Genomic DNA, 13,311 nt, shown 5'->3' on the forward strand with positions numbered 1-13,311 from the left:
TATGTCAGAAGAATTAGAGATTCAGGTTTTAGCAAAGTCTGAAAGATTTAATGAAAAAAAAGAAGCGTTGAAAGCTTTTAGTGAAGAAATTCCAGAACAATCAGATTTACCGACTGTCCCACAAGACGATCCTATGCTAGGATTTATTGGTATGGAATATGATGTTAAAGGTAAGGATTTAAATGCTCTCACCGATGCTGTTCAAAATAGAATGATTGAACAAAACAAGCATATTAAAAAGATTATTCAGGAATTTAATACCATTTATGAAACTTTCCAAATATTGGATGATGAGTATATTCAAAGTATTTCAAAGTCTTTGATTGCAGCCAAAGAGGCAAATGATAAAGCTATGCAGGGATTGCACGAGATAGAAGAATATCAAACTGGTAATAAAAAACTATTAGATGACGTTTTTAACCAGAATAAAGATTTAATTGATATATTGAAGAAACATCATAAAAAGCTAGAAGAGTTAGAACAACTTGAAGAGAAGCAAAGTGAAATTCAAATTGAAATTGATACTTTAAAAGCGAATCTAAAAACATTAGTGAAAATAGAAAATAGTTTTAACGATTTGCATTTACAAGTTGAAGAAAAACAAAATAATTTTAAAAATTTCCTTGATGAAATCAATAATAAATCAATAACAGAGAGAGATAATCTAAAGTTAATTGTTGAAAGTCTTGAAACAAAACTAGAAGAGAAACAAAAAGAGATTGTTTTTCTAAGAAAAGGATTCTATACTCTTGTAGTCGCTGTTGTTTTAATAGTATTATTTCTATTGTTTAAAGGAATGTAGATGATTAGTGAAACTTATTTAAAGTTGTTAAAATCAGAAGTGAAGAAAATTGATGATTTAACAAATAGTACTTATGAATTAGAAGTAATTCTTCAAGATATTGTTGATAATGTTAAAAATGCTGACTTAGAGTTTATAAAACGATTAGGAAACTTAACTACTAAAGAGACATTCTCTACAATCAAAGATAAGCAAACTAGCATATTGGAATTATTGTATAAATATCTTGGCTCTAGAGTTATTGATACAAATTATTTGATTTTGAAAGAAACAAATAATAAATCATTTGAAGCATTAGCAAATGATTTAAAGTCATTAATAGGTTTAGAAAATGTGAAGAAAGAGATTGAAGATCTAGTCGCATTTAATAAAGTTCAGCAAAGTAGAGAAAAAATCGGTCTTAAAAAAACAAATAGAACGATGCATATGGCGTTTTTAGGTAATCCAGGTACTGGTAAAACTACTGTGGCTAGAATCGTTGGGAATATGTACCGATCATTAGGAATATTAAGTAAAGGCCACTTTATTGAGGCAAGTAGAACAGACTTAATAGCAGAATATCAAGGACAAACGGCTTCTAAAGTTAAGAGATTGATACAAAAAGCCAAAGGTGGTGTATTGTTTATTGATGAAGCATATAGTATTACTGAAAACGATAAAAGTGATAGTTATGGTCGAGAGTGTTTAACTGAGTTAACTAAAGCATTAGAAGACTATCGAGATGATTTGGTGGTTATTGTTGCTGGATATGATGAATTGATGAAAAAATTTTTTGAATCTAATCCTGGGTTAAAATCAAGATTTAATTATTTTATTACGTTTGAAGATTATACTGTGGACCAAATGTTTGACATTTTTCTTTCACATTGTAAAAATGAAGAATACATTTTGCATGATTCTGCAAAAGAAACATTAAAAAAATATTTAGAATTACATAGTAACAATCCTGAAAATAAAAATGCAAATGGGCGATTTGTAAGAAATGTATTTGATAGGATAGTTATGAACCAAGCAAGAAGATTAGCCACATTATCTTTTGTTACAAAAGATAATTACATTACAATTCTTGAAGAAGATATTTCATGAATGAAATCAGAAAGCAACACATGAACGGTATTATCAACTTAAAAAAAGAAGCGGGGATGACCTCGCATGATGCGGTTTTTAAGCTGCGTAAGATTTTGGGAACCAAGAAAATTGGTCATGGTGGGACCTTGGATCCGGATGTAGTGGGAGTTCTGCCAATCGCGGTTGGCAAGGCAACCCGTATGGTCGAATTTATGCAGGACGAGGGCAAGGTCTATGAGGGGGAAATCACTCTAGGTTATTCAACGACGACTGAGGATGCCAGTGGAGAAGTGATCGCAGAGACCCCTGTTTTGTCGCTCTTGGATGAAACCATTGTCGATGAAGCGATTGCTAGTCTGACTGGGCCTATCACTCAGATTCCACCTATGTACTCGGCTGTCAAGGTTAATGGTCGCAAGCTCTATGAGTATGCGCGTGCAGGTCAGGAAGTGGAGCGTCCAGAACGTCAGGTGACTATTTATCAATTTGAGCGGACTAGTCCGATTTCTTATAAGGATCACCTCGAACGTTTCACTTTTCGTGTAAAATGCAGTAAGGGAACTTATATCCGTACCTTGTCAGTTGATTTGGGAGAGAAGCTTGGTTATGCGGCCCATATGTCGCATCTGACACGGACTAGTGCTGCAGGGTTACAACTGGAGGATGCTCTTACCTTGGACGAAATTGCTGCAAAAGTGGAGGCTGGTCAGCTGGACTTTCTCCATCCTCTTGAAATTGGAATAGGGAATCTTGTCAAAGTTTTCCTAAGTCCAGAAGAGGCTACAGAAGTGCGCTTTGGTCGTTTTATCGAGCTAGACCAAACAGAACAAGAATTGGCTGCTTTTGAAGGTGATAAATTGCTTGCCATTTTAGAAAAAAGGGACAATTTCTACAAACCAAGAAAGGTTTTTGGCTAGTTTAACTGGAGTGTGGGGATAGATTTGTGTTTCCCCTAGACTATCCAAATCAGACTATAAATTTTACAAAAAATGTGATAGAATAGACGACGGATAAAAAAACGGAGGATAGCATGCAAAATAGACCAATCATTATCGGAGTGACAGGTGGTTCTGGTGGTGGTAAGACCAGTGTTTCAAGAGCCATTTTATCGCATTTTCCTGATGAAAAGATTTCCATGATTGAGCATGATTCATACTACAAGGATCAGTCTCATTTGACCTTTGAAGAGCGTGTCAAAACCAACTACGACCACCCTTTTGCCTTTGATACAGATTTGATGATCGAGCAGATTAAGGAATTGTTGGCAGGGCGCCCAGTGGACATTCCAACTTATGACTATACAGAGCATACGCGGAGTAGCAAGACCTATCGTCAGGAGCCTCAAGATGTCTTTATCGTTGAGGGAATTTTGGTCTTGGAGGACAAGCGTCTGCGCGATTTGATGGATATCAAGATTTTTGTGGATACAGATGATGATGTGCGTATTATTCGTCGTATCAAGCGAGATATGGAGGAGCGTGGTCGTAGTCTGGATAGCGTGATTGACCAATATCTAGGTGTGGTAAAACCTATGTACCACCAGTTTATTGAGCCGACCAAACGTTATGCCGATATCGTCATTCCTGAAGGGGTCAGCAATACCGTTGCTATCGATCTTTTGACGACAAAAATTGCAAAGATTTTGGAAGAAGCGCGAAATAGTAAATAATCAGATGAGGAGGCCTAGCCTCCTTTTTCTATTTTTCCTTTAGTTTCAGTAGGAAAAAGGTGATTTTTAAGCATGTTTTTGGTATAATAATACCCATGGAAAAGCAAGAAAATGAATAGTAGGTGGAGATGGAAAAGTATTTATCGGTAACAACTTTGACCAAGTATCTGAAAATGAAATTCGATAAAGACCCTTACTTGGAACGGGTCTATTTAACTGGTCAAGTTTCCAACTTTCGTAAACGACCTACTCACCAATATTTCTCCCTAAAAGACGACCATGCAGTCATTCAAGCGACCATCTGGTCTGGGATTTATCAAAAATTAGGTTTCGACCTCGAAGAGGGAATGAAAATCAATGTGATTGGGCGTGTGCAGGTCTATGAACCAAGCGGGAGCTACTCTATCATCATTGAAAAAGCTGAGCCTGATGGGGTCGGGGCGCTTGCGATTCAGTTTGAACAACTTAAGAAAAAATTGATGGAAGAAGGTCTATTTCAAGAGAGATTCAAGCAACCTCTTCCCCAGTTTGCTAAGCGAATTGGAGTGGTGACCAGTCGTAGTGGAGCTGTTATTCAAGATATCATCACGACCGTCAGCAGACGTTTTCCTGGTGTTGATATCCTTCTCTATCCGACCAAGGTACAAGGTGATGGAGCTGCGGAGGAAATTGCTCGAAATATTGCGCGTGCCAATCAACGTGAGGACCTAGATGTTCTCATCATTGGTCGTGGTGGGGGTTCCATCGAGGATCTCTGGGCTTTTAACGAAGAAATTGTGGTACGGGCTATTTTTGAATCCCGTTTGCCAGTCATCTCTAGTGTTGGTCATGAGACAGATGTGACCTTGGCGGACTTTGTAGCTGATCGCCGTGCTGCAACGCCAACAGCTGCAGCTGAACTGGCAACACCTGTAACCAAGTTGGATCTTCTGACCCATTTGCAAAATCAAGAAAAGCGGATGGCAACAGCAGTTCAGAATGTCCTGTCAAGAAAAAAAGAAGCTCTGAAAAAATGCAGTCAGTCAGTCATCTTTAGACAACCAGAGCGCTTGTATGATGGTTATTTGCAACGGTTAGATCAACTGCAACTGCGATTAAAACAAAATTTGCGAACACGGATTTCTGATAACAAACAGCTAGTCCAAGCAAGGACGCATCGACTAGTCCAGTTATCACCTGTTACCAAAATCCAGCGTTATCAAGACCGTCTAGGTCAGTTGGACAAGCTCCTACGCAGCCAAATGGCTCTGGTTTATGATGCCAAGGTTGCTGAAGTCAAGCGACTTTCAGAAGCTTTGATGATGTTGGATACCAGTCGAATCGTGGCGCGTGGTTATGCTATTGTCAAAAAAGAAGAGTCAGTTATCGATTCGGTTGAGAGTTTGAAGAAAAAAGACCAAGTGACGCTTTTGATGCGAGATGGTCAAGTAGAATTAGAGGTTAAAGATGTCAAAACAAAAGAAATTTGAGGAAAATCTAGCAGAACTGGAGACCATTGTCCAAAGTTTGGAAAACGGTGAAATTGCTTTGGAAGATGCAATTGCGGCCTTTCAAAAGGGCATGGTCTTGTCAAAAGAGCTCCAAGCGACGTTGGACAAGGCTGAAAAGACCTTGGTCAAGGTCATGCAAGAAGACGGAACAGAAAGTGATTTTGAATGAAGAAGCAAGAAAAATTAGCTCTTGTTGAGTCGGCTTTGGAAAATTTTTATGGAGACCAGCAGTTTGCCTCTAGTTTGCGAGAGTCCGTTCTCTATTCCATTCATGCTGGTGGCAAGCGTATTCGGCCTTTTCTCTTGTTAGAAGTTTTGGAATCCCTGAAAGTGGTTATTCAACCAGCTCACGCCCAAGTGGCTGCGGCCTTGGAAATGATTCATACAGGGAGCTTGATTCACGATGATCTTCCTGCAATGGATGATGATGATTACCGTCGGGGACGCTTGACCAATCATAAGAAATTCGGCGAAGCAATGGCCATTTTAGCAGGAGATGCTTTGTTCCTAGATCCTTACGCCTTGATAGCGCAGGCAGATTTGCCAAGTCAGATCAAGGTGGACTTGATTGCTAACTTATCCCTTGCTTCAGGAAGTCTAGGCATGGTTGCAGGGCAGGTTTTAGATATGGAAGGCGAACACCAGCATTTGTCCTTGGAAGAACTCCAGACCATTCATGCCAATAAAACTGGAAAATTACTAGCCTATCCTTTCCAAGCCGCCGCTATCATAGCAGAATTAGCGCCTGAAATCCAAGCAAAACTGAAAACGGTTGGTGAATTGATTGGGCTGGCCTTTCAAGTTCGAGATGATGCGTTGGATGTGACAGCTAGTTTTGAGGAAATCGGCAAGACTCCACAAAAGGATTTGCAGGCTGAAAAATCAACCTATCCAGCCTTGTTGGGCTTGGAAGAGGCCATTGCCTTTTGTAACCAAACTCTGGATCAAGCTAATGAAAAATTGGAAGAAATTGCCCAGCAAGTCAGCTTTGAAACAGCGCCGATTGTGAAAGTAGTAGAAAGTTTGAGAATCAATGGCTAAGGAAAGAGTGGATGTACTAGCTTATAAACAGGGCTTGTTTGAAACGCGAGAACAGGCCAAGCGCGGTGTCATGGCTGGATTAGTCGTAGCAGTCCTTAATGGAGAACGCTTTGACAAACCAGGAGAGAAAATCCCAGATGACACTGAGCTAAAACTCAAGGGTGAAAAACTCAAGTATGTCAGTCGAGGTGGTCTAAAACTGGAGAAGGCTTTGCAGGTCTTTGATTTATCAGTGGATAGCGCAACCACGATTGATATTGGGGCTTCCACTGGAGGATTTACTGATGTCATGTTGCAAAATGGTGCTGAGTTAGTCTTTGCAGTTGATGTTGGTACCAATCAGTTGGCTTGGAAATTGCGTCAAGACCCACGGGTTGTCAGCATGGAGCAGTTTAATTTTCGTTATGCTGAAAAGACTGATTTTGAGCAGGAACCGAGCTTTGCCAGTATTGATGTGAGTTTCATTTCCCTCAGTCTGATTTTGCCTGCCTTGCACCGTGTCTTGGCTGATCAAGGTCAAATTGTAGCTTTGGTTAAGCCCCAGTTTGAAGCAGGTCGTGAGCAGATTGGGAAAAATGGAATCATTCGAGATGCTAAGGTTCATCAAACTGTCCTTGAATCTGTCACTGCTATGGCAGTTGAACAAGGTTTTTCAGTGCTTGGATTAGACTATTCACCAATCCAAGGTGGACATGGAAACATCGAATTTCTGGTATATTTGAAAAAGGAAGAGGGAGCAAGTAACCAAGTTGCCCCTGAAATAGAAAAAGTTGTAGAGAGAGCACATAGAGAATTTAAAGATGAATAAAAAAGAGAGACTTGAAAAAATTAGAAGATTTGTTACGGATTATCAAATCGGGACTCAGGAAGAAATTGTTGAGCATTTGAAGGAAGCAGGTATTTCTGCTACTCAAGCCACTGTCTCAAGGGACATCAAGGAGCTTGGGATTGTTAAAATTCCTTTGAAGAACAACACCTATATCTATGAGTTGCCAAAATCAATCGTCAAAAGTTTGCAGTTGGCTGAGGACAACATTGTGAGTTCTGAGTTAATGGGAAATATGATCAACCTTGCTGTCATTCCTGGAAATACTATTTTTGTGAAGAGTCAGTTGGTTGCAGCATTTTCTGAACAGATTTTTAGCTGTCTAGCTGATGATGATTCTATCTTAATTGTAGCTAGAACAGCAGAGGCAGCTGAAGAAATTGTTGAACAAGTCAAAAAATGGTAGGTCAGTATGTTACTTGAAATTTCGATAAAAAACTTTGCCATTATTGAGGCGATTTCCCTCAATTTTGAAAAGGGTATGACTGTTTTGACCGGGGAAACGGGTGCTGGAAAGTCTATCATTATCGACGCTATGAATCTCATGTTGGGGGCTCGTGCAACGACAGACGTTATTCGTCACGGTGCTCCTAAGGCAGAGATTGAGGGGCTTTTCTCGGTTGAAAACAGTCGCCTTTTACAGGAACTTTTTGATGAGCAAGGTTTAGAATTGGGAGATGAGATTATCATCCGCCGGGAAATTTTGCAAAATGGTCGTAGTGTTAGTCGCGTGAATGGTCAGATGGTCAATCTTTCCGTCTTGCGTGCCATTGGGCAACACCTTGTGGATATCCATGGTCAGCATGACCAAGAGGAGTTAATGCGTCCTCAACTGCACATTCAGATGTTGGATGAGTTTGGTGATGCTGCTTTCTTGGAGTTGAAGGAGACCTATCAGACGAGCTTTGATGCCTATCGCAAAATGCGCAAGCAGGTTCTGGAAGTCAAGAAAAACCAGCAGGAACACAAGGCACGTATCGAAATGTTGGAATTTCAAATGGCAGAGATTGAGGCTGCAAACTTGCAGGCTGGTGAAGACTTGGCTCTCAACCAAGAACGAGATAAACTCCTCAATCATAAAAATATTGCGGATACGCTGACCAATGCCTACAGTATGCTGGACAATGAGGAATTCTCCAGTCTTGCTAATGTCCGTTCAGCAATGAATGACATGGAAAGTGTTGAAGAATACGATCCTGAATACCGTGAAATTTCAAGTTCTCTATCAGAAACATACTATGTTTTAGAAGATATTACAAAGCGTTTAGAAGATATTATTGAGGATTTGGATTTTGATGGCAATCGCCTCATGCAGGTTGAAAATCGCTTAGACCTTATAAATACTATTACCCGCAAGTACGGTGGAACTGTGGACGATGTTTTGCTTTATTTTGCCAAGATTACGGATGAGTACAATCTCTTGACGGGTAATAATCTTTCTTCTGAAGACATGGAAGCAGAGCTCAAGAAATTGGAAGTTAATCTTGTTGATTTGGCAGGTCAGCTTGCATCTGCTCGCCATGACTTGGCCCAGCAGCTAGAAGCAGAGATTAAACAAGAACTTCAGGATCTCTATATGGAGAAGGCTCAATTTCAGGTTCGCTTTAGTAAGAGTAAGTTCAGCCGTGAAGGAAATGAAACAGTCGAATTTTACATTTCCACCAACCCAGGTGAGGACTTTAAACCCTTGGTCAAGGTGGCGTCTGGAGGAGAATTGTCTCGTCTCATGCTAGCTATTAAGTCTGCTTTTTCTCGTAAGGAAGGTAAGACCAGTATTGTCTTTGATGAGGTGGATACGGGAGTTTCAGGTCGTGTTGCTCAAGCTATAGCTCAGAAGATTCATAAGATTGGCCAGCATGGCCAAGTCTTAGCAATCTCTCACCTACCACAAGTAATTGCCATCGCGGATTATCAATTCTTTATTGAGAAGATTAGTGATGAGCACTCAACGGTGTCGACGGTTCGTCTCTTGACTTTAGAAGAACGAGTAGAGGAAGTTGCTAAGATGTTAGCAGGAGAGAATGTAACAGAGGCTGCCCTTACCCAAGCCAGAGAATTATTGCAAACGAGGGAGAAATAAATGACAGACTATTATGTAATTGGAGATGTCCATGGGAAAGCAGGTATGCTGGAAGACCTTCTCAAAACCTGGGATGGTCACACCCAGTTGCTCTTTCTAGGGGATTTGATTGACCGAGGTGAAGATAGTCGCCGTGTTCTAGAAATGGTCAAGGACTTGGTGGACAATCAAGGGGCTATCTGTCTATCAGGAAACCACGAGTATATGTTTCTGACTTGGCTCAATGACCCAGAAGAAAGCTATGACCATTATCGTCGCAATGGTGGAGATACAACCATTAACTCAATCCTAGGTCGCCCCTTGGATGCACCAGTTGATGGCGTAGAAGATGCCAAGCGTGTTGCGACTGAAGCGACAGACTTGGTCGAATTTATCCGTCAAATGCCATTTGTAGTAGAGACAGACAAGTATATCTTTGTTCATGCGGGTATTGACTTGACCTTGGATGATTGGCATGAAACTACAGATTATAAAAAAGTCTGGCTCAGAAAGCCATTCCACGAAGCCGAAAATCATACTGGAAAAACCATTGTCTTTGGGCATACACCAGTTTATGGTTTGCTAAAGCAAGACCGAGGTACTGCTGATCTTTGGATAACAGAGGATGACAAGATTGGTATGGATGGAGGAGCTGTCTATGGTGGTGTCCTTCATGGGATCGTCTTTACAGACCAAGGAATGACAGAACACCACTTTATCGAAAATGATGGCTTTATTGCCGAAGATTAGTACTCCTAGCAGGGTATGGTCTTGTCAAAATGTTAAAAACAATTTATAATTAATAGATACCCTGAAAGGAAGAGCATCATGAACTTAGAAGATTTGAAAAAACGACAGGAGAAGATTCGGAACTTCTCTATTATCGCCCATATTGACCATGGGAAATCAACCCTAGCAGACCGCATTTTGGAAAAGACGGAGACGGTTTCTAGTCGTGAAATGCAAGCCCAACTTCTGGATAGTATGGATCTTGAGCGTGAACGTGGGATTACCATTAAACTCAATGCCATTGAGCTTAATTACACTGCGAAAGATGGTGAGACCTATATTTTCCACTTGATTGACACGCCAGGGCACGTGGACTTTACCTATGAAGTGTCGCGTTCGCTAGCTGCCTGTGAAGGAGCGATTTTGGTGGTTGATGCGGCCCAAGGGATTGAGGCGCAAACTCTTGCTAACGTTTATCTAGCCTTGGACAATGATTTGGAAATCTTGCCCGTCATTAACAAGATTGACCTTCCAGCAGCTGATCCAGAGCGTGTGCGTACAGAGATTGAGGATGTCATTGGACTAGATGCCAGCGAAGCGGTCCTGGCTTCAGCAAAAGCTGGTATTGGAATTGAAGAAATTCTTGAGCAAATCGTAGAGAAAGTTCCCGCACCAACTGGTGATGTAACGGCGCCACTCAAAGCATTGATTTTCGACTCCGTTTACGATGCTTATCGCGGGGTTATCCTTCAAGTGCGTGTCATGGATGGAGTTGTCAAACCTGGCGATAAGATTCAGCTCATGAGCAATGGCAAGACCTTTGATGTGACTGAGGTGGGAATTTTCACACCGAAAGCAGTTGGTCGTGATTTCCTTGCGACTGGTGATGTTGGTTATATTGCGGCTTCCATCAAGACGGTTCAAGATACGCGTGTTGGTGATACAGTGACCCTAGCAAGCAATCCTGCCGCAGAACCGCTAGATGGATACAAGCAGATGAATCCTATGGTCTTTGCGGGTCTTTATCCAATCGAATCAAACAAGTACAATGACCTTCGTGAAGCCCTTGAAAAGTTGCAGCTCAACGATGCCAGCCTGCAGTTTGAACCAGAAACATCTCAGGCCCTTGGATTTGGTTTCCGTTGTGGATTCCTTGGACTTCTCCATATGGATGTTATCCAGGAACGTTTGGAGCGTGAGTTCAACATTGACCTTATCATGACAGCTCCGTCTGTTATTTACAAGGTTAACCAAACTGACGGTGAGTCTATGGATGTGTCTAACCCCTCTGAATTTCCAGATCCGACTAAGATCGCGACCATTGAAGAACCTTATGTCAAGGCGCAAATCATGGTACCGCAGGAGTTTGTCGGAGCGGTTATGGAACTAGCTCAGCGTAAGCGTGGGGACTTTGTGACCATGGACTATATTGATGATAATCGTGTCAATGTTATCTATCAAATTCCACTTGCTGAAATTGTCTTTGACTTCTTTGATAAGCTCAAGTCTTCGACGCGTGGTTATGCAAGTTTTGACTACGAATTGTCAGAGTATCGTCCGTCTAAGCTAGTCAAAATGGATATCCTTCTCAATGGTGATAAGGTCGATGCCCTCAGCTTTATCGTTCACAAGGACTTTGCCTACGAACGTGGGAAACTCATTGTTGATAAGCTCAAGAAAATCATCCCTCGTCAACAATTTGAGGTACCAATCCAAGCAGCTATTGGGCACAAAATCGTGGCTCGTACTGATATCAAGGCTCTTCGTAAGAACGTACTTGCCAAATGTTATGGTGGTGACGTTTCTCGTAAACGCAAACTCCTTGAAAAACAAAAAGCTGGTAAGAAACGCATGAAAGCCATTGGATCAGTAGAAGTCCCACAAGAAGCCTTCCTTAGCGTCTTAAGCATGGATGAAGAATAGAAATAAAAAATAAAACTCTTGAAGATTTTTCAAGAGTTTTTGCTTTAAATGAGAGCTATAAAATCGGAAACTAACAGAATCGATTAGGTTAGAATTTGACAGAAGTCCTTATTTTTCTTATAATGCAGATGGAAAGGTGGTAGGATGAAAAAATTATTAATTTTAGGTACTGTAGTTACTGCTAGTGTTTTTCTAGCTTCATGCTCCAATAATTCGCAAACAGCAACCGAAGAAAGTTCGACTGCAGTTGTTAGTTCTTCTAGCAGTCAGGAAACAAGTAGTTCTAGTTCTGCTGTTTCTGAAGCGAAAAAGGAAGAGACGCAAATCATCGGTTCGAATGAATATGGTTTTGTCAAGGTACCCAAATCATGGGTTCAATTCCATGAAGTAGAAGGTGGAAATGATATACAGTATTGTGATGGAACAGATATCAACATTGTTACGCTAAATACCTTCAAGGCTGAGCAGTTCAATATCAGCGAAGAAGAATATGCTAAACTGGATGTTGTGACTGTCTCATCTAGTATTTTAACTTCCAAAGAACAAAGCTCTGATTTCAGTAAGGTTTGGGGCTCCAAATCGACCATTGGAGGCTATGAAGCCTATGTTGTCAATGCAATTGCTAAGTCAGGGAAATACCTCGTTACCTGGGTTTTCCGATCAAATGATGGTAAAATCCGCTATGTTTCGCTTGAAGGGGATGGGGAAACTTTAAAAACAATCTTACCGATGGTTGAAAGTAGCTGGTCAACTACTAAATCTGAATAAATAAAAAAAAAGAAGATCCTTGGTCTTCTTTTTATTTTTTTACGAATAGATAGATGAGTAGAAAAAGAAATGGAGTTGTATATGAAGATCACAAACTATGAGATTTACAAATTGAGAAAAGCTGGGCTGAGCAATCAACAAATTTTAACAGTTCTTGAATACGATGAGACTGTAGATCAGGAGCTCTTGCTAGGTGATATTGCAGAAATATCTGGGTGTCGTAATCCTGCTGTCTTTATGGAACGCTATTTCCAGATAGATGATGCACAGTTGGAGAAGGAGTTTCAGAAATTTCCATCCTTTTCTATTCTTGATGACTGTTATCCTTGGGATCTGAGTGAGATTTATGATGCTCCAGCGCTCTTGTTTTATAAAGGAAATCTAGACCTGTTGAAATTTCCAAAGGTTGCTGTTGTAGGGAGTCGTTCATGTTCTAGTCAGGGAGCAAAGTCGGTTCAGAAAGTCATTCAAGGTTTGGAAAACGAGTTAATCGTGGTCAGTGGTTTAGCCAAAGGGATTGATACGGCTGCCCATATGGCTGCACTCCAGAATGGAGGGAGAACGATTGCTGTCATTGGAACAGGATTGGATGTTTTTTATCCCCGAGCCAATAAACGTTTGCAGGAACACATTGGCAATCACCATTTGGTACTTAGCGAGTACGGACCTGGTGAGGAACCCTTGAAATTTCACTTTCCAGCTCGTAATCGTATCATTGCTGGCCTTTGCCGTGGTGTGATTGTAGCAGAGGCAAGGATGCGTTCTGGTAGTCTTATTACTTGTGAGCGAGCTATGGAGGAAGGGCGTGATGTCTTTGCCATTCCAGGAAACATTTTAGATGGGCATTCAGATGGCTGTCACCATCTGATCCAAGAGGGAGCAAAGCTGATTAGCAGTGGTCAAGATGTGCTGGCTGAGTTTGAATTTTAAGGAGAA

Annotated in this window: 14 protein-coding genes; all 14 read left to right on the plus strand. The window is 40.9% G+C overall.

Features of this window, described 5'->3' with window-relative positions:
- Position 1: 1 nt before the first annotated feature.
- Positions 2-802 carry a hypothetical protein gene (locus V470_03915; protein ID AHZ47583.1) on the plus strand — a complete coding sequence of 267 codons (801 nt, stop codon included), beginning with the start codon at positions 2-4 and terminating at the stop codon, positions 800-802.
- Positions 803-1,888: a stage V sporulation protein K gene (locus tag V470_03920; protein ID AHZ47584.1), complete on the plus strand. Its 1,086-nt coding sequence runs from the start codon at positions 803-805 to the stop codon at positions 1,886-1,888.
- Between the two features lie 20 nt (positions 1,889-1,908).
- Complete coding sequence (gene truB, locus V470_03925; GenBank protein ID AHZ47585.1) at positions 1,909-2,787, plus strand: tRNA pseudouridine synthase B; 879 nt, start codon at positions 1,909-1,911, stop codon at positions 2,785-2,787.
- A gap of 113 nt (positions 2,788-2,900) precedes the next feature.
- A complete protein-coding gene (locus tag V470_03930; GenBank protein AHZ47586.1) occupies positions 2,901-3,539 on the plus strand; it encodes a uridine kinase in 639 nt (212 codons plus the stop codon).
- Between the two features lie 128 nt (positions 3,540-3,667).
- The gene (locus V470_03935) at positions 3,668-5,008 is read left to right on the plus strand and encodes an exodeoxyribonuclease VII large subunit (GenBank protein AHZ47587.1); all 1,341 of its coding nucleotides are present in this window, start codon (positions 3,668-3,670) and stop codon (positions 5,006-5,008) included.
- Positions 4,986-5,198, plus strand: coding sequence for an exodeoxyribonuclease VII small subunit (locus V470_03940; GenBank protein ID AHZ47588.1), 213 nt, complete (start codon positions 4,986-4,988; stop codon positions 5,196-5,198). The genes V470_03935 and V470_03940 overlap by 23 nt, the downstream gene beginning before the upstream one ends.
- The gene (locus tag V470_03945; protein ID AHZ47589.1) at positions 5,195-6,070 is read left to right on the plus strand and encodes a geranyl transferase; all 876 of its coding nucleotides are present in this window, start codon (positions 5,195-5,197) and stop codon (positions 6,068-6,070) included. Before V470_03940 ends, V470_03945 begins: the two co-directional genes overlap by 4 nt.
- Positions 6,063-6,878, plus strand: coding sequence for a cell division protein FtsJ (locus tag V470_03950; GenBank protein AHZ47590.1), 816 nt, complete (start codon positions 6,063-6,065; stop codon positions 6,876-6,878). Before V470_03945 ends, V470_03950 begins: the two co-directional genes overlap by 8 nt.
- Positions 6,871-7,302 carry an arginine repressor gene (locus V470_03955; protein AHZ47591.1) on the plus strand — a complete coding sequence of 144 codons (432 nt, stop codon included), beginning with the start codon at positions 6,871-6,873 and terminating at the stop codon, positions 7,300-7,302. The genes V470_03950 and V470_03955 overlap by 8 nt, the downstream gene beginning before the upstream one ends.
- Positions 7,303-7,308: 6 nt before the next feature.
- The gene (locus V470_03960; GenBank protein ID AHZ47592.1) at positions 7,309-8,976 is read left to right on the plus strand and encodes a DNA recombination protein RecN; all 1,668 of its coding nucleotides are present in this window, start codon (positions 7,309-7,311) and stop codon (positions 8,974-8,976) included.
- Complete coding sequence (locus V470_03965) at positions 8,977-9,705, plus strand: phosphoesterase (protein ID AHZ47593.1); 729 nt, start codon at positions 8,977-8,979, stop codon at positions 9,703-9,705. It abuts the gene before it with no gap.
- Positions 9,706-9,783: 78 nt separating this feature from the next.
- Positions 9,784-11,607, plus strand: coding sequence for an elongation factor 4 (locus V470_03970; protein ID AHZ47594.1), 1,824 nt, complete (start codon positions 9,784-9,786; stop codon positions 11,605-11,607).
- A gap of 144 nt (positions 11,608-11,751) precedes the next feature.
- The gene (locus V470_03975) at positions 11,752-12,375 is read left to right on the plus strand and encodes a hypothetical protein (GenBank protein ID AHZ47595.1); all 624 of its coding nucleotides are present in this window, start codon (positions 11,752-11,754) and stop codon (positions 12,373-12,375) included.
- An 81-nt stretch (positions 12,376-12,456) separates the two neighbouring features.
- Entirely contained in the window at positions 12,457-13,305 is an 849-nt protein-coding gene (locus V470_03980; GenBank protein AHZ47596.1) for a DNA protecting protein DprA, read from the plus strand.
- The last annotated feature ends 6 nt before the right edge of the window (positions 13,306-13,311 follow it).

Origin of the sequence: Streptococcus sp. VT 162 (assembly GCA_000688775.2) — a bacterium.
GTDB lineage: Bacteria > Bacillota > Bacilli > Lactobacillales > Streptococcaceae > Streptococcus.